The sequence below is a fragment of the Pseudomonas sp. NPDC089408 genome, assembly GCF_044749445.1.
In the GTDB taxonomy this organism is placed as follows: Bacteria; Pseudomonadota; Gammaproteobacteria; order Pseudomonadales; family Pseudomonadaceae; genus Aquipseudomonas.
Genome location: NZ_JBIVHY010000008.1, coordinates 1 through 15,092 on the forward strand (window position 1 = coordinate 1; position 15,092 = coordinate 15,092).

The window sequence follows — 15,092 nt, forward strand, 5'->3', positions numbered from 1 at the left end:
CATTAGCGTTACGCGCTCTTCGATGGTCAAGTGGGTGTAGTGAGTAGTCATGCAGCACCTTACCTCGGGTGTTGCACTTGGTCACTGAGACCGCCAAGCCCTTGGGCGCATACACCTTCACCTTGCCGGCCTTGACATCCTCTTCATTGATCACACCTCGAACCCCGCCATAGTGGTCGACGTGACTGTGAGTGTAAATCACCGCCACAACCGGCTTCTTGGGCCGATGTTTGTAATACAGGTCAAGCGCAGCCTTGGCCGTTTCACTGGAAATCAGCGGGTCGAAAATGGTGATACCTTCCTTGCCTTCCACGATGGTCATGTTGGAAAGGTCGTAGTTACGCACCTGATAAATACCGTCGGTAACCTCGAAGAGACCCGATATGTTGATAAGCTGCGACTGCCGCCAAAGGCTGGGGTTGGTGGAAGCCGGTGCAGCTTGCCCTTCCTTGATGAAGCTGTACTTATTTGGGTCCCAAATCATATTACCGCTAGGACCTTTAATCGGTTCGGTAGGAAGCGGTGCGATGAAACCTTTGTGAGCCAGTTCAAAAGAGGTTTTGTCGTTAAAGGGAAGCTCCTTGAGAAGCGCATCGTTTGCAGCTTTGGTGGCATCCGTGGCGGGTTTCGGAGCTTCTTCGGCCCAACCCTGAGCTGCAAATGCAATAGCACTTGCTAACAAAAACGACGACCCTAACTTCCATAGTGATGACGGCGTTCCAGAGGCTTTACGAGGCGTATTCGGTTTGGCAACCAATGTCATGACAAACTCCCTTTGAAGTGAGCGCCGTACCAAATCGGCAACTGCCAGCAGTTAAAAAAGCCATAAATTCAAGCACTAACATTCCGCCAACCATGTTAGGACTCTACGGTTTATCGACTCCCGATAAGAAACGGGACGCAACGCTGTCCAACAGAATTTTCACATTAGGCGACTTTCAAAGCCTTTCAAGCAAAAACTCTAAAAACATTTCAAATGCCTCTAGCTGAAACGCTTAATGATGGCCATACAATATCAATCAACATTAATAACTAAGCAAAATAAAAAAATCTTGATACATGACCTTTGGCTATAACGACTATCTCGGCTTACGTGAATTTTATTAAGCTTCGCTTATTGTTTTCCGCATCAAAGCCAGTCTACGCTCTTATCAACGACCCTTTTTCTTCCATCGGACAGAACCTGATGAAAAACACGCCTATTTTAATTAGACATATCTCCGAACTTACAAAAACGCTTTCTGAAATATGTAACGGATCCTTCGATAAGCGACCGAAAAGCTACGGACATACCGCAGTGGATGGTCTGGTTGATTCGATAAATATATTGTTAGATAGGCTGGAGCATAGCGAAGCACGCGACAGAACCATTCTTGAAGGCATGGAGGACGGCTATTTCGAACTAGATATATATGCGCGCATAACGTCCTGCAACCCCGTATTTTGCAGAATGTTGGGCTACGCGGCTACTGTCCTGAAAGGCCGAACCTTTTCTACGCTCCAGCCACACCAGCAAGCGCATTTAACCACAGCACCTAGCGTGACAGAAACGGAAGTCGGAGCACCCGCCTCAACTTGGTTAAATCGCGCAGATGGAAGCGTTGGGTACTTTGAAGCCCACCTCTCGAGGATTTCTGATTCGAGAGGCGGTATTGTAGGTTATCGAGGTATACTGCATGATGTAAGCAAACACGTGCACCATCAAAAAAATTTATATGAAATGGTTTATCGTGATGCGTTGACCGGGCTTGGCAATCGCAAAGCTTTTTATCGTGACCTTGAAATAGCCATCAAGAACGGCAGCTCGCCCCTAACACTGGCCTTCATTGACTTAGATCACTTCAAACAAGTAAACGACACTTTCGGTCACGACGCAGGCGACGCAATTTTAGAATGCAGCGCAGATCGCCTACGCAACGTTCTGCGCTCAACAGATAACGCTTATCGACTTGGAGGCGACGAATTCACACTTATTTGTCAACACACAGAAGACACCGAAGCAATTCAGCTTTCTAAACGCCTTCTCGATGCGTTTTCAGCACCCTTTGCAATCGATGGAACGCTAATTGATTTTGTAACAGTTAGTATTGGTTTGGCTATCGCGCCAAACCATGCAAAAACAGCAGCCACCCTTCTCAAATGCGCGGATGAAGCGATGTATGAAGCCAAGAAGAAGCGTGGCACTTTCTACGTCTACGCTTCAAATTAAAAGAATACCGAAACTGGAGAAGCCCGCCTCTACCATATGGTCTCGCCGGTCGCCATCAACGAGTTGTTCAACCTCGCCAGCAAGCAGGTGCTAAGCCAGCTCAATGAGGTATTTTTGATGGCTTTCAGTGTGCGTCGCTTCGTCTCGCCCAAAGGCCGGGCTTTCGCTGCCTCCACCAGGAAACGGTCGATAATCTGCTTGACTGTATGCCCTACCCGGGTAGCGCGTTCGATAGCACAAGGCTCAGCCAACTCGGTTTCCCGTCGCTTCGCCCAAGCCACCGCAGCCTGTTTGCGGGCGAACATTTGGCTCTCTTGGTAGACTGTCACCTTGTTGTGATTGATGCGGATCTGGACGAGGTAGCTAGCGCTGCCATCGGCCTTTTTACGCGTTCTGACCGCTGCCATTTGAGATTGGTACACCTCGTCTGTCGATTGGTACATTGCATCAAGCGCTTGGTAAAAACGCCCCAAAACCCCGAAAATTGGTACAAAACACGTTGAACGAAATGACTGCAAAATCAGGCTACAAGCCAGAAACCACGCGCCTTGAGCCGTCACGCCGCTTTAGCGTTGCCCCTATGATGGACTGGACGGATAGGCACTGCCGGTTCTTCCTGCGCCTGCTCTCCAAACACACCCTGCTCTACACCGAAATGGTCACCACCGGCGCCCTGCTGCACAACGACGCCCAGCGTTTCCTGCGCCACGACGTCTCCGAGCACCCGCTGGCCCTGCAGTTGGGCGGCAGTGCGCCGGCTGACCTGGCCGCCTGTGCGCGATTGGCCGAAGACGCCGGCTACGATGAGGTCAACCTCAACGTCGGCTGCCCCAGCGACCGCGTGCAGAACAACATGATCGGCGCCTGCCTGATGGCTCACCCAGCGCTGGTGGCCGATTGCGTAAAGGCCATGCGTGATGCGGTGTCGACCCCGGTTACGGTCAAGCACCGCATTGGCATCAACGGCCGTGACAGCTATGCCGAGCTGTGCGACTTCGTCGGCCAGGTGCGTGAGGCGGGCTGCCGCAGTTTTACCGTGCATGCGCGTATTGCGATTCTGGAAGGGTTGTCGCCGAAGGAAAACCGTGAAATCCCGCCGCTGCGCTATGACGTGGCTGCGCAGTTGAAGGCGGACTTCCCGGACCTGGAAATCGTGCTTAACGGCGGGATCAAGACCTTGGCTGAATGCCAGGTGCACCTTGAAACCTTCGATGGCGTGATGCTGGGGCGTGAGGCGTATCACAACCCTTACCTGCTGGCCGAGGTGGATCAGCAGCTGTTTGGCAGTGAAGCGCCAGTGGTCAGCCGTAGCGAGGCGCTGGCGCAGCTGCGGCCTTATATCGTGGCGCACATGACAAGTGGTGGCGCGATGCACCATGTTACCCGGCATATTCTGGGGCTGGCCCAGGGATTCAAAGGCGCGCGGCGCTTCCGCCAGTTGCTGTCGGCGGATATTCACAAGGCGGCGGAGCCGCTGGCGGTGTTTGATCAGGCGGTGGAGTTGTTGCAAGGGCGTTGAAGCAGAAGCAGGAAGGTATCGCGGTCGGTGTAGGAGCGGCCTTGTGTCGCGATGGGCTGCGTAGCGGCCCCAGGATCTTCGGCGCGGCAGCGATTATGGGGCCGCTGCGCGCCCCTTCGCGGGTAAACCCGCTCCTACGGGGGGGGGCCGTGCGGGCTGTGGGTTTTGTGTAGGGGGAACCTCGGGGCTACCTGGGACTCGAATCTTCACCTTCGTACCGCCCTCCTAGGGCAAGCCCACACCTGACGGCCCTTGAGCGGCCGTCGGGGCTCGGGTAATGTCGAGTCATTGCACAGGACAGAGCACGCCCATGACCTCCAAGCTGGAACAACTCAAGCAGTTCACCACCGTGGTCGCCGACACCGGGGACCTGGACGCCATCACCCGCCTGAAACCGGTCGATGCCACCACCAACCCGTCGCTGCTGCTCAAGGCCGCCGCCATCCCGGGCTACGCCGACCTGCTCAAGCAGGTAAAAGCCGATGCCAAGGGCAATGTCGACCTGGCCTGCGACAAATTCGCAGTCGCGGTGGGCTCGGGCATTCTCAAGGTCATCCCAGGGCGTATCTCCACCGAAGTGGATGCCCGTCTGTCGTTCGACGAACCGGCCCTGCTGGCCAAAGCGCGCACGCTGATCGACCTGTACGAAAAAGCCGGTGTCGGCCGTGACCGCGTGCTGATCAAGCTGGCCTCCACCTGGGAAGGAATCCGCGCCGCCGAGAAGCTGGAAAAGGAAGGTATCCAGACCAACCTCACCCTGCTGTTCTCCTTCGCCCAGGCCCAGGCCTGCGCCGATGCCGGGGTGTTCCTGATTTCGCCGTTCGTGGGGCGTATCTATGACTGGTACAAGAAAAGCACCGGCCAGGAATACGTGGGTGCCGAAGACCCGGGCGTGCAATCGGTCACGCGTATCTACAATTACTACAAGGCCAATGGTTACAACACCGTGGTCATGGGCGCCAGCTTCCGCAACATTGGCCAGATCGAACAACTGGCCGGCTGCGACCGCCTGACCATCAGCCCGGACCTGCTCGACAAGCTGGGCAGCGACCAGGGCGAGCTGCCGCGCATCCTGAAGCCGGGCAACGCCGGTGAGGCCAAGCAGGTACTGAACGAAAGCCACTTCCGCTGGGCGATGAACGAAGATGCCATGGGTACCGAGAAGTTGGCCGAGGGTATCCGCCAGTTTGCCCGGGACCAGGAAAAGCTGGAGAAGTTGATGGCTGAAAAGGCCTGATACAGTTCGGGTTTGCCAGACGGGCGGGAAGTGTTCAGCATTTTCCGCCCGTTTTGTTTTGCCAAGTCTCAGTTTTATATTGAATTTTCGGGCCTCTTCGCGGGTAAACCCGCTCCCACATCAATTGGTGTAGGAGCGGGTTTACCCGCGAAGAGGCCCGATAAGCCACCCGAGCTGTCAATGACCTCCTCTACCTCCTTGCCCCTCGTCCTCACCGGCCCGGTACTGCGCCGCCTGGAACCCCAGCGCCTGGCCATCTGGCTGGTCGCTACCCAACCGCTTCAGCCCGCGTTCATTTTCCCGGCTAGCGAGGCCCAGGTCGATTGCCAGGTGATCCCGGTAGGCCAGCATGCGTTCATTCACCTGCTGGATATCCAGTTCGCCCACCCCCTGCCCCGCAACCAGCAGCTCGACTACGACCTGTTGCTCAACGGCCAAGGCATCGCCGGCTGGGCGCCGCACCTGCTCTATCCTGGCCAGCAGCGTCCAAACCTGGTGTTGCGCGATCGCCTTGACCACTTGCTGCACGGCTCCTGCCGCAAACCGCACCACCCGGCTGCTGACGGCCTGCTGTGCGCCGATCGCCTGCTGCAGGCCTGCACAACGCCCGAAGAGCGCCCCGCTGTATTGCTGATGACCGGCGACCAAGTGTATGCCGACGACGTCGCCGGCCCGATGCTGCGCGCGATCCATGGCTTGATCGCGCGCCTGGGCCTGTTCGACGAGCAACTGGATGGCGCGGTGGTCGACGACAGCCAGGCGCTGTACCAGCACCCGGCCAGCTACTATCACCGCGCCGATCTGCTGCCCGCGCAGGAACGTAACGAAACCCTGCGCGAACGCTTCTTCGGCGGCAAGCGCAAGCCGATCTTCTCGTCCAGCAACGCCGACAACCACCTGGTGACCTTTGCCGAGGTCATGGCCATGTACCTGCTGGTGTGGTCGCCCGTCCCTTGGCAGTTGGTAGGCCTGGACATGCCCGAAGGGCTCAGCGACCCGCATCAGGACCGTTACCGGCAAGAACTGCCGCTAATCCAGGGCTTTGCCGACAACCTCGATCAAGTGGCGCGGGTGATGGCCCACCTGCCCTGCCTGATGATCTTCGACGACCACGACATCACCGACGACTGGAACCTTTCGGCGCAGTGGGAGGAAACCGCCTACGGCCACCCGTTCTCGCGGCGGATCATCGGCAATGCCCTGCTCGGCTACCTGCTCTGCCAGGCCTGGGGCAATGACCCGGAAGCCTGCAAGCCTTTGCTCGATCAATGCCAGGCGCTGACCAGCCACAATCAGGACGCGCTGATCGGCGACTTGCTGCGTTTCCAGGGTTGGCAGTTCAGCCTGCCAACCGAGCCACCGTTGCTGGTATTGGACACCCGCACCCGCCGCTGGCGCAGTGAAAGCAACCTGGCCAAACCGTCTGGCCTGCTGGACTGGGAGGCGCTGAGTGAACTGCAACACGCACTGCTCGACCACCCTTCGGCAGTCATCGTGTCACCTGCGCCGATTTTTGGCGTGAAGCTGATTGAAACGGTGCAGAAAGTATTCAGCTGGCTGGGCTACCCGCTGCTGGTGGATGCCGAGAACTGGATGGCCCATCGCGGTGCGGCGCAGGTCATCCTCAATATCTTCCGCCACTCGCGTACGCCGGGGCATTACGTAGTGCTGTCCGGGGACGTGCACTACTCGTTCGTCTACGAAGTGCTGATTCGCCACCGCCAGCGCAGCCCGCATTTGTGGCAGGTGACCAGCAGCGGGATCAAGAACGAGTTTCCGCGGCGCTTGCTGGATGTGCTGGACCGCCTGAACCGCTGGCTGTATTCGCCGCGCTCGCCGTTGAACTGGTTTACCAAGCGCCGGAAGATGGAGGTGGTGCCGCGTACGCCCAGCCACAGCAAGGCTGGGGAGCGGTTGTGGAATGGGGCGGGGTTGGGGCAGGTGTTCTTTGATGAACAGGGGCGGCCGGCGCGTGTGTATCAGCTGGATGCGGGTGGGGGTGAGGCGACCGAGTTTGTTGGCCGAGCCTAGTCAACCCAGGGGTAATCTACTGCCTGGACCGGCCTCTTCGCGGGTGAACCCGCTCCTACATGGGCCAGTACAAATCCCTGTAGGAGCGGGTTCACCCGCGAAGAGGCCGGCACAGGCTAAAGGTCAGGTCCGCTCCAGCGCACTGACCAGGTCATGGAAGGCTTCACGGTTGGAATCGTTCAGGCCCATCAGGATCTTGTGTGCCTCCAATACCTTGGAGCGCACCACGTCTTCGTTCTGGTCCTGCGATGGCAGGTCGGTCAGGCATTCCGGGCACGGAATCGGACGATCGACGATGTTGAACACCTGATCGAAGCCCATCGATTGCAGCAACCGGGAAATGTCCGGGTTGGTGGTGACCACGGTCGGCAGCAGGCCAACCTTTTGCCGCGACAGGATCGACAGCTTGGCCAGCAAGCCCAAGGTGGTGCTGTCGATGCTCTCGGTTTCGGTGAGATCGATGACAATCGCCGAGAAGTTCAGCGCAGTGAAGATCTTCTCGATCGTCGCATCCAGCGCCGAACACAGGGTCAGGCGCACTTCACCGACAAACTTCAGTACGAAGGTACCACTCTGCTCGGCGAACTGGATTCTACCGGTACTCATTGAAGGTTCCTGCTCAACACCAATAGGGCGATATCATCCGGCATCTCCCCAAGCGTAGCCAATCCAAATCGTTGACGCAGCCCATCCAGGCTGCCACCTGCTGCCTTGACGATTTCCGGCAAGGCGGCTTCTTTATCTTTGAGCGTATCACCCGGCAAAAGGTCCAGAATGCCATCGGACATCAGGCTGAGGCTGAACTGCGGCGGCAGCTCCACCACCAGGTCCTGGTAGGTGGCCTCGTCGAACAGCCCCACCGGCAGGCCGCGGCCTTCCAGGTAGCGGGTGTGCTCGGGGGTGTACAGCACCGGCAGCGGCAAATGCCCGCCCACTGCGTAGGTCAGCAGCCCGGACTCTTCGTCGATCACCCCGCCGACCATGGTGACGTGCTTGCCCAGCTTGCTGTTTATCAGGCCGCGGTTGATGTGGCTGAGCACTTCAGACGGTTTGAACTCGCGCATCTTGCTGCGCTTGAGCTCGAACATGAGGCGCGTGGTCATGAATTTCAACAGCACGGTGACAAACGCCGACGACGCGCCATGCCCGGAAACATCGGCAAGGTAGAAGGCAATGCGCCGTTCGTCCACACGGAAGTAGTCGACAAAATCACCCGACAGGTACAACGACGGGATGATCTGGTGCTCGAAGGCAAACGCGCCGGCCGCCCAAGGGCTTTCCGGCAGCATGTTCATCTGCACCTGGCGACCGGCGGTCTGGTCTTCCTGCAGCAGGTGCAGGCTGGCCTCCAGCTCGCGGTTGGCGGCTTCGAGCTTGTCGCGGTAACGCTGGTTTTCCAGCACCAGGCGCGAACGGTCGAGGGCGCGGCGCACCGAATGCTCGAGTACGGCCAGGTCTTCCAGCGGCTTGATCAGGTAGTCGGCGGCGCCCAGGCGTAACGCCTCCACCGCATCACTCATGACGCCTGCACCGGACACTACGATCACCGGCAACTGCGGCGCACGTTCGCTGACCTGGCGGATCAGTTCGAGGCCGCCCATCTGCGGCATGCGCAGATCGCAGATCACGAGGTCGGGCTGGTGTTCTTCGAAGACCTGAAGCCCCTGCTGGCCATTACCGGCCTGGAGGACGCTGAAGCCACTGTCTTCGAGATAGGCGGCGAGGCTCGCACGGACCACGTCGTCGTCATCGATGATCAGCAGCGTTGCACTGGTTTTCTGCATGTGGGCGAACGGCGCCGATTTAGGTTGGTGCAGTGGTGTCGGCAAGGCAGACGGCCAGCTACGGGAATTCTTTGTGGTCACACTCTACTTGAGTTGTAGGACAAGAACACCTGTCCGGCAACTGTCCGGCAACTGTGAGCGCTACCTTGTAAGGCGCAGACGGTACTCCCATCCGCCAGGGGTTTCAAGCATGCAAGGGTAGACCTCGCCGCTCTTTACAGGGCAAATCACCGGGAGTTATAAGAAAGTCGACCAGCGCAACCCGATGGGAAGGATGCAGCATGCCCCACACGCCCTCCAGCCACAGCGAGAAACGCGATTTCATCCGCATGCGCATCGACACCGAGGTCAGCCTGCTGCATGCAGGCCAGGTCATCGCGGCGGTGTGCCTGGACCTGTCCAGCGGCGGCATGCAGGTGCAGGCGCCAGAACATTTTCAGGTAGGGGACCAGATCGAGGTGCGGATCGACTCCGACCACCCGGCGCTGAAGGGGCTGCATGCCAGCACCGAGGTGGTGTGGCTCGCCGACCAGCCGGGCGGGCAACAGAAGTTCGGTTTGCGCATTCTGGCGATGCATTGAACCCGGGGCCGCTTGGCGGCCCCAAGGCTCACCGATCAGAAGTCGTCTTCGACCTCGCCATCCTTGACCTTGAACTCGCGGTTCTGCAGGTAGGCATTGCGAATGAAGATGTACTTGTCACCCTGGATCAGCTTCTCGGCCGACAGCAGGCTGGCGCGGGTGTTGATCACATCCAGGGCAAAGATCGAGTTGCGGGTCGGCACATGATCGATGTAGCGGTACGGTTTGGTATAGGTGTCCGGGTACTTGGCCACGCCATCACGCACAGTGCTTGGGCCCAGCAACGGGATGACCACGTACGGGCCGCTCGGTACCCCCCAATAGCCCAGGGTCTGGCCGAAGTCTTCGTCACTGCGCTGCAGGCCCATTTTGGTGCCCACATCGAAGAAACCGCCCAGGCCGAAGGTGGTGTTCACGATCAGCCGCGCAGTGTCCACGCCCGCCGCATGCGGCTTGAGCTGCAGGATGTTGTTGGCCAGGTTGGTCACGTCACCCAGGTTGCGAAAGATGTTGTGAATGCCATCTTCGAGGAACTGCGGGGTAACCGCCTCGTAGCCCTTGGCCAGCGGCTTGAGGGCATAGGTGTCGACCGTATCGTTGAAACGGAAGATCGGGCGGTTGACCGCTTCCCAGGGATCTTCCTCGGTGGCAGCCTGAGTGGCTGCCACGGGCGCCAGCAGCATGCTGGCGCAGACACAGGCCTGGGTGACTCGTTCGATCACACTGGCACCGATCCTACGCATAGATGTCTCTCCATCGGATTTCTCGGCCGCAAGCGCAACGGGTCGCGCTGCTGTTAAGGCGGCAGTATAGAGGCTTGCGGGCTGATAAACAGCTTTACACATTTTTGCTCAATATTTTGTGAACAACTGTTGCGCAAGGGCCAGTGTCACAGGGCGGTAACAATCAACGCATAGCCTGCGGACTATTTGGGGGAAGTTGCCATGGACGCTGCACCCGCCTTTACCGCTGTGCTGTTCGGCCTGCGCGGCTGCCTGGTGCAGGCCGCCAATGGCGCCCCCTCGCCCGCCCCCGGCGCCCTGGCGACCCTCTCCGGCCTGCGTCAGCGCCAGGTGCCGTGCATCTGGCTGGATGACCTTGCCAGCACGCAAAGCAAGCGCCTGGCCCATGTGCTGCCTGACTGGCTGCCGGGGCATTCGGTGAACGGGGTGCGCTGGCCGGCGCCGAATGCCTGCTGGCAAGCCTTGATGACCCTGGACAGCGAACGCCTGGACGGCTGCGTGTTGGTCAGCGGCGACCCGCGCTTGCTCCAGTCGGGCCTTAACGCGGGGCTATGGACGGTCGGCCTGGCTGCCTGCAGCCCGTTATGCGACCACAGCTCACAGCAATGGCAAGCCCTGAGCCCGCAGGAACAGGACCTGGCCCGCGGCAAGGCGACGCTGGCGTTGTTCAGCCTGGGCGTGCACTCGGTGATCGACCACCTCGAAGCGCTGGACACCTGCCTGCAGGACATTGCCCTGCGCCGGCGCAAAGGCGAAAAACCCTGATACAGCCGCGTTGACGCGGATCATGCAAAGCAGCGGCAGGTGGATTACGCTGAACACAAACCAGAACCTTTGCCGCTTCGCTGAGGTCCATGGTTTTGCCAAGCCATTGATGGAGAACAGCCAATGCCTGCCCGCGAATTGCAAGAGCGCCTGAACAGCTTGCGCGAGCAACTGGACCGTAACGTACCGCTTTCGGAAGAAGAGCTGGCCGCACTGCACGAAGAAGCCCGCCAGATCGAGGCGCAACTGAAGCTTGAAGAAGCCACGCCGGACAATAACCTGGTGGACGGTGTGAACCTGGCGATCGAACGCTTCGAGGCCGACCACCCCGACCTCACCGCCACCCTGCGCAGCATTGCCAATTCGCTGCACAGCATGGGGATCTGAGATAGCTGGGGTGCTTTGCACCCCAGCGCGACACAAGGCCGCTCCTGCAGGGTCCGCGCAATTTTCTGAACTTGCGCGAGCCCTGTAGGAGCGGCCTTGTGTCGCGATGGGCCGCGAAGCGGCCCCGGCATACTTGAACCTTACTGGCGAACCAGGCGTTTATTATCCGGGCTGATCGCCCCCGTGCTGCGGTACGGGTTGATATCCAGCCCACCCCGGCGCACATAACGCGCATACACCGTCAGGTGCTCCGGCTGCAGCAGGTTTTTCAAGTCCAGGTAAATGCGCTCCACGCACTGCTCATGGAAGTCGGCATGCTGGCGAAAGCTGATCAGGTAGGTCAGCAGGCTGGCGTGGTCCAGCGCCCTGCCCTTGTACTCGACCACCACGCTGCCCCAGTCCGGCTGGCCGGTCACCGGGCAATTGGACTTCAGCAGGTGGCTGTGCACGGTTTCTTCCACCACGTGCTCCGTGCTGCAGCACAGCAGTTCTGGCTGCGGCTGCTCGTAGTTGCTGATGGCCACGTCCAGTGCATCGATGCACAGGCCCGGCAAGGCCACCACCCCCTGGGCCTCGACTTCGGCCAAGGTGCGCACCTTCACCCCCACCGGTTTGCCGGCCGCCGCAGAGAGGTCTTTCTCCAGGCAGGCCTGCAACTCACCCAGCGACGCGAACACCGTCTGGTTCAGCGAGTTGAGGTACAGCTTGAACGACTTGGACTCGATGATGTTCGGCGAATCGGCCGGAATGGCGAACTCGCCGATCGCCACCACCGGCTTGCCCGAAGGCAGCAGCCAGCTCAGTTCGAAGCAGTTCCAGTAATCCACGCCCTGCCACGGCAAGGTCTGGGCAGTAACCCCCAGCTCAGCCCATTTGGCAGTACGCGGAATGGGGAACAGCTGCTCCGGGGAGTAGGTGGCGATGTATTCGCTGGATTTGCCCAGCGGGGAGTGTTCGGCAGCGGGATGCATGGAAACTGACCTGAAGGTTCGAAATTGCCCCTAGTCTACCGGTTTTGCACCCCGCCTTGCAGGGCCAGTCACTCGATGGTCAATGCCCCGACCATGCCGGCCTGGTAGTGCCCCGGTACGTTGCAGGCAAACTCGATAGGCGCCGACTTGCGGAAGGTCCAGGTCAGCTCGGCGCGCTGGCCGGGCATGACCAGTGCGGTGTTGCCACCCGCGTGGCCATGGCCGCCACCATGATCCATCGCTTGGCTGTTGCTCATCATCTGGCCATGATCCATGCCCTCATGGTTCATGCCCCCGCTGAACAGCTTGCCTTGCATGGCGACCATTTCCTTCTGGTGCTCGGCATGCATGCCCTTGTCGCCGAGGTTGAATTCGTGCGGCAGCTTACCTTCGTTTACCAGCACGAAGCGCACCGTTTCGCCCGCCTTCACCTCAAGGTTCCCGGGCTCGAAGGCGATATCCTTGAGCACCACATTTACCGTGCGGGTGGCCTTGGAAGCCGGGGCTGGTTCGCCGAAGGCGAAGGTTTGCGCCTCACCGGCAAAGGTCGGCAGGCTGGCCAGGGCAAGGGCGGCGGCGATGAGCAGGCGTTTCATGATGACTCCGGGAATACACAACGGGATGCAGCCACATTAGTCAGGGGCGACTGGCAGCGACCTGACAGGCAGATTACAACTTTGTCAGCTTGAGCGTGCCGGCACATCGTCACGTATCATTTCAGCATCACCCGGTCCCTGTGGGAGTCAAGCCACCTGATGAAACTGCTGATCGTCGAAGACCAGGCCCGTACCGGCCAGTACCTGAGCCAGGGCCTGAGCGAGGCCGGCTTTACCACCGAACTGGCCACCGATGGCGAGACCGGCCAGTTCCTTGCCCTGACCGGTGATCACGCCCTGCTGATCCTCGACGTGATGCTGCCCGGCCGTGACGGCTGGCAGATCCTGCAGGCTGTACGCCAGGCCGGCCTGGACACACCGGTGCTGTTCCTCACCGCCCGCGACGCCGTCGAGGACCGCGTACACGGCTTGGAGCTGGGCGCCGACGACTACCTGGTCAAGCCGTTCGCCTTTTCCGAACTGCTGGCCCGGGTGCGCAGCCTGCTGCGCCGTGGCACCAGCCCCAACCAGGACACCACGCTTAGCCTGGCCGACCTGCGCCTGGACCTGATCCGCCGCCGCGCCGAGCGCGCCGGCCAGCGCATTGACCTGACCGCCAAGGAATTCTCCCTGCTCGAACTGCTGCTGCGCCGCCAGGGCGAGGTGCTGCCAAAGTCGCTGATTGCCTCGCAGGTGTGGGACATGAACTTCGACAGCGACACCAACGTGATCGAAGTGGCAATCCGCCGCCTGCGCCTGAAAATCGACGACCCGCACCCCAACAAGCTGATTCACACCGTGCGCGGCATGGGTTACGTCCTCGAAGAGCGCGCCGACTGATGCGCGGGCTATCCCTCGGCAGCCGCCTGGCCTTGCTGTTCGCCGCCTGCACCGCCGCCGTCTCGCTCGGGGCCGGCTTGCTGTTCAGCCGCGCCAGCGAACAGCACTTCGTCGAACTTGACCAACAACTGCTGGACTCGCGGCTGTCGCTGTTTCGCACGCAGCTGGCGGGCATCAGCAGCATGGATGACCTGAAGGCACGCCTGCCCGCCCTGCGCGACGCGCTTAGCCATCAGGCCGACCTGGCCCTGCGCATCAGCAGCGCTGAAGGCACCCCCTGGTTCGAAAGCCGCAGCGGGCTGCCGCAGGCACCGCTCGCCGCCGGGCTGGCCACCTTGCATGCACAGGGCACCGACTACCGCAGCCTGGCCGTGCACCTGATGCAGGGTGCCACGCAGTCGCCACAACTGACCCTGTACCTCGACATCACCCACCACCAGCACTTCCTGCAAGGCATGCAGCGCCTGATCTGGCTGACGGTCGGCCTGTCGGCACTGGCCACCGCACTGCTCGGTGCCTGGGCCGCACGTAGCGGCCTGCGCCCGCTGCGGCAAATGGGCCAGGTGGCTGCCAGCGTGTCAGCCCGCTCACTGACTACCCGGCTGCCGCTGGCGCAGATGCCCGAAGAACTGGCCGAACTGGCCAACAGCATGAACGCCATGCTTCAGCGCCTGGACGATGCCTTCCAGCGCCTGTCGGCGTTTTCGGCCGACATCGCCCACGAGCTGCGCACACCGCTGTCCAACCTGCTGACCCACACCCAGGTCACCCTCACCCGCCCGCGCAGCCTGGAGGAATACCGCGAAGCCCTGCATGGCAACCTGGAGGAGCTGCAATGGATGGCGCAGATGATCAACGACATGCTGTTCCTGGCCAAGGCCGATCATGGCCTGCTGGTGCCGGGGCAGGCGCCACTGGCCCTGCACGAAGAAGTGGATGCGCTGCTGGAATACTACGCGCCGCTGGCGGAAGACAGCGACGTGCAGATGCTGCGCGAGGGTGAAGCCGTACTGCACGGTGACCGGCATATGCTGCGCCGGGCGCTGTCCAACCTGCTGGATAACGCCTTGCGCTTTACTGCGGCGGGCGGGCAGATACGGGTGACGCTGGCGCCGGGGCCAAGCATCAGCGTGGCCAATACGGGGGCGGCTATCGAGCCGGCTGCTTTACCGCGGTTGTTTGATCGTTTTTACCGGGTGGACCCGGCGCGACGCGAGAGCAGTAGTGAGCATGCGGGGTTGGGCTTGGCGATTACCCGGTCGATCGTGCAGGCCCATGGTGGGCGCATTCGGGCGGAGTGTGAGGATGGATGGACGCGGTTTGTGATTGAGTTCACTGAAGATCGGTGAAATTGGGGCTGCTTTGCAGCCCATCGCGACGCAAGGCCGCTCCTACAGGGATCGTGTCAGTCTGGGAGCGCGCGGTCGCT

Annotated in this window: 15 protein-coding genes and 1 pseudogene; 9 read left to right on the forward strand and 7 right to left on the reverse strand. The window is 60.3% G+C overall.

All coding sequences use genetic code 11. The features are described 5' to 3' along the window. Nucleotides 1-763, reverse strand: a 763-nt coding sequence (locus tag ACIP02_RS14870) for an MBL fold metallo-hydrolase (RefSeq protein ID WP_400617544.1), incomplete at its 3' end; no start/stop codon positions are given. Nucleotides 764-1,186: 423 nt separating this feature from the next. On the opposite strand from ACIP02_RS14870, the gene ACIP02_RS14875 reads away from it, so the two are divergent. Next, a complete protein-coding gene (locus ACIP02_RS14875) occupies nucleotides 1,187-2,209 on the forward strand; it encodes a diguanylate cyclase domain-containing protein (RefSeq protein WP_400617545.1) in 1,023 nt (340 codons plus the stop codon). Between the two features lie 101 nt (nucleotides 2,210-2,310). On the opposite strand, the pseudogene ACIP02_RS14880 reads toward ACIP02_RS14875, so the two are convergent. Further along, nucleotides 2,311-2,616, reverse strand: a pseudogene (locus ACIP02_RS14880) (site-specific integrase); the annotation flags it as partial. Nucleotides 2,617-2,717: 101 nt separating this feature from the next. Between ACIP02_RS14880 and dusA the strand changes: the two are divergent. The 3 genes from dusA (at nucleotide 2,718) to ACIP02_RS14895 (ending at nucleotide 6,996) form a co-directional block, all read left to right on the forward strand. Continuing rightward, nucleotides 2,718-3,728, forward strand: coding sequence for a tRNA dihydrouridine(20/20a) synthase DusA (dusA, locus tag ACIP02_RS14885; protein WP_400617546.1), 1,011 nt, complete (start codon nucleotides 2,718-2,720; stop codon nucleotides 3,726-3,728). A gap of 310 nt (nucleotides 3,729-4,038) precedes the next feature. Beyond that, nucleotides 4,039-4,965: a transaldolase gene (tal, locus tag ACIP02_RS14890; RefSeq protein ID WP_400617547.1), complete on the forward strand. Its 927-nt coding sequence runs from the start codon at nucleotides 4,039-4,041 to the stop codon at nucleotides 4,963-4,965. Nucleotides 4,966-5,145: 180 nt separating this feature from the next. After that, nucleotides 5,146-6,996, forward strand: coding sequence for an alkaline phosphatase D family protein (locus ACIP02_RS14895; RefSeq protein ID WP_400617548.1), 1,851 nt, complete (start codon nucleotides 5,146-5,148; stop codon nucleotides 6,994-6,996). Nucleotides 6,997-7,119: 123 nt separating this feature from the next. Here the strand turns inward: ACIP02_RS14895 and rssC are convergent, their stop codons facing one another. Together rssC and rssB are read right to left on the reverse strand one after the other, a co-directional pair. After that, on the reverse strand, nucleotides 7,120-7,602 hold the full coding sequence (gene rssC, locus ACIP02_RS14900; RefSeq protein WP_051098867.1) for an anti-sigma factor antagonist RssC: 483 nt from the start codon (nucleotides 7,600-7,602) through the stop codon (nucleotides 7,120-7,122). Further along, complete coding sequence (gene rssB, locus ACIP02_RS14905; protein ID WP_400617549.1) at nucleotides 7,599-8,780, reverse strand: two-component system response regulator RssB; 1,182 nt, start codon at nucleotides 8,778-8,780, stop codon at nucleotides 7,599-7,601. Before rssB ends, rssC begins: the two co-directional genes overlap by 4 nt. Nucleotides 8,781-9,061: 281 nt before the next feature. On the opposite strand from rssB, the gene ACIP02_RS14910 reads away from it, so the two are divergent. Then, on the forward strand, nucleotides 9,062-9,361 hold the full coding sequence (locus tag ACIP02_RS14910) for a PilZ domain-containing protein (protein WP_400617550.1): 300 nt from the start codon (nucleotides 9,062-9,064) through the stop codon (nucleotides 9,359-9,361). 35 nt (nucleotides 9,362-9,396) lie between these two features. Here ACIP02_RS14910 and ACIP02_RS14915 read toward each other — a convergent pair whose 3' ends face one another. Next, nucleotides 9,397-10,104, reverse strand: coding sequence for a VacJ family lipoprotein (locus ACIP02_RS14915; RefSeq protein WP_400617551.1), 708 nt, complete (start codon nucleotides 10,102-10,104; stop codon nucleotides 9,397-9,399). A gap of 201 nt (nucleotides 10,105-10,305) precedes the next feature. On the opposite strand from ACIP02_RS14915, the gene ACIP02_RS14920 reads away from it, so the two are divergent. Continuing rightward, nucleotides 10,306-10,869, forward strand: coding sequence for a phosphonoacetaldehyde phosphonohydrolase-related protein (locus ACIP02_RS14920; protein WP_400617552.1), 564 nt, complete (start codon nucleotides 10,306-10,308; stop codon nucleotides 10,867-10,869). Nucleotides 10,870-10,992: 123 nt separating this feature from the next. Beyond that, nucleotides 10,993-11,256, forward strand: a complete 264-nt coding sequence (locus ACIP02_RS14925) for a DUF4404 family protein (RefSeq protein ID WP_003248815.1) — start codon at nucleotides 10,993-10,995, stop codon at nucleotides 11,254-11,256. Between the two features lie 140 nt (nucleotides 11,257-11,396). Here ACIP02_RS14925 and queF read toward each other — a convergent pair whose 3' ends face one another. After that, nucleotides 11,397-12,227: an NADPH-dependent 7-cyano-7-deazaguanine reductase QueF gene (gene queF, locus ACIP02_RS14930; RefSeq protein WP_400617553.1), complete on the reverse strand. Its 831-nt coding sequence runs from the start codon at nucleotides 12,225-12,227 to the stop codon at nucleotides 11,397-11,399. Nucleotides 12,228-12,295: 68 nt separating this feature from the next. Next, entirely contained in the window at nucleotides 12,296-12,823 is a 528-nt protein-coding gene (locus ACIP02_RS14935; protein WP_400617554.1) for a plastocyanin/azurin family copper-binding protein, read from the reverse strand. 159 nt (nucleotides 12,824-12,982) lie between these two features. Here ACIP02_RS14935 and cinR point away from each other — a divergent pair, with 159 nt between their 5' ends. Both cinR and ACIP02_RS14945 read left to right on the forward strand, forming a co-directional pair. Further along, nucleotides 12,983-13,663: a two-component system response regulator CinR gene (cinR, locus tag ACIP02_RS14940; RefSeq protein ID WP_400617555.1), complete on the forward strand. Its 681-nt coding sequence runs from the start codon at nucleotides 12,983-12,985 to the stop codon at nucleotides 13,661-13,663. Beyond that, a complete protein-coding gene (locus tag ACIP02_RS14945) occupies nucleotides 13,660-15,012 on the forward strand; it encodes a heavy metal sensor histidine kinase (protein ID WP_400617778.1) in 1,353 nt (450 codons plus the stop codon). The genes cinR and ACIP02_RS14945 overlap by 4 nt, the downstream gene beginning before the upstream one ends. The last annotated feature ends 80 nt before the right edge of the window (nucleotides 15,013-15,092 follow it).

Bases quoted from the DNA above. Each gene is read 5' to 3' on its own strand.
- queF (WP_400617553.1), bottom strand. From the start codon at position 12,227: ATGCATCCCGCTGCCGAACACTCCCCGCTGGGCAAATCCAGCGAATAC.
- ACIP02_RS14935 (WP_400617554.1), bottom strand. From the start codon at position 12,823: ATGAAACGCCTGCTCATCGCCGCCGCCCTTGCCCTGGCCAGCCTGCCG.
- rssB (WP_400617549.1), bottom strand. From the start codon at position 8,780: ATGCAGAAAACCAGTGCAACGCTGCTGATCATCGATGACGACGACGTG.
- ACIP02_RS14915 (WP_400617551.1), bottom strand. From the start codon at position 10,104: ATGCGTAGGATCGGTGCCAGTGTGATCGAACGAGTCACCCAGGCCTGT.
- ACIP02_RS14925 (WP_003248815.1), top strand. From the start codon at position 10,993: ATGCCTGCCCGCGAATTGCAAGAGCGCCTGAACAGCTTGCGCGAGCAA.
- ACIP02_RS14920 (WP_400617552.1), top strand. From the start codon at position 10,306: ATGGACGCTGCACCCGCCTTTACCGCTGTGCTGTTCGGCCTGCGCGGC.
- rssC (WP_051098867.1), bottom strand. From the start codon at position 7,602: ATGAGTACCGGTAGAATCCAGTTCGCCGAGCAGAGTGGTACCTTCGTA.
- cinR (WP_400617555.1), top strand. From the start codon at position 12,983: ATGAAACTGCTGATCGTCGAAGACCAGGCCCGTACCGGCCAGTACCTG.
- ACIP02_RS14895 (WP_400617548.1), top strand. From the start codon at position 5,146: ATGACCTCCTCTACCTCCTTGCCCCTCGTCCTCACCGGCCCGGTACTG.
- ACIP02_RS14910 (WP_400617550.1), top strand. From the start codon at position 9,062: ATGCCCCACACGCCCTCCAGCCACAGCGAGAAACGCGATTTCATCCGC.
- ACIP02_RS14875 (WP_400617545.1), top strand. From the start codon at position 1,187: ATGAAAAACACGCCTATTTTAATTAGACATATCTCCGAACTTACAAAA.
- dusA (WP_400617546.1), top strand. From the start codon at position 2,718: ATGACTGCAAAATCAGGCTACAAGCCAGAAACCACGCGCCTTGAGCCG.
- tal (WP_400617547.1), top strand. From the start codon at position 4,039: ATGACCTCCAAGCTGGAACAACTCAAGCAGTTCACCACCGTGGTCGCC.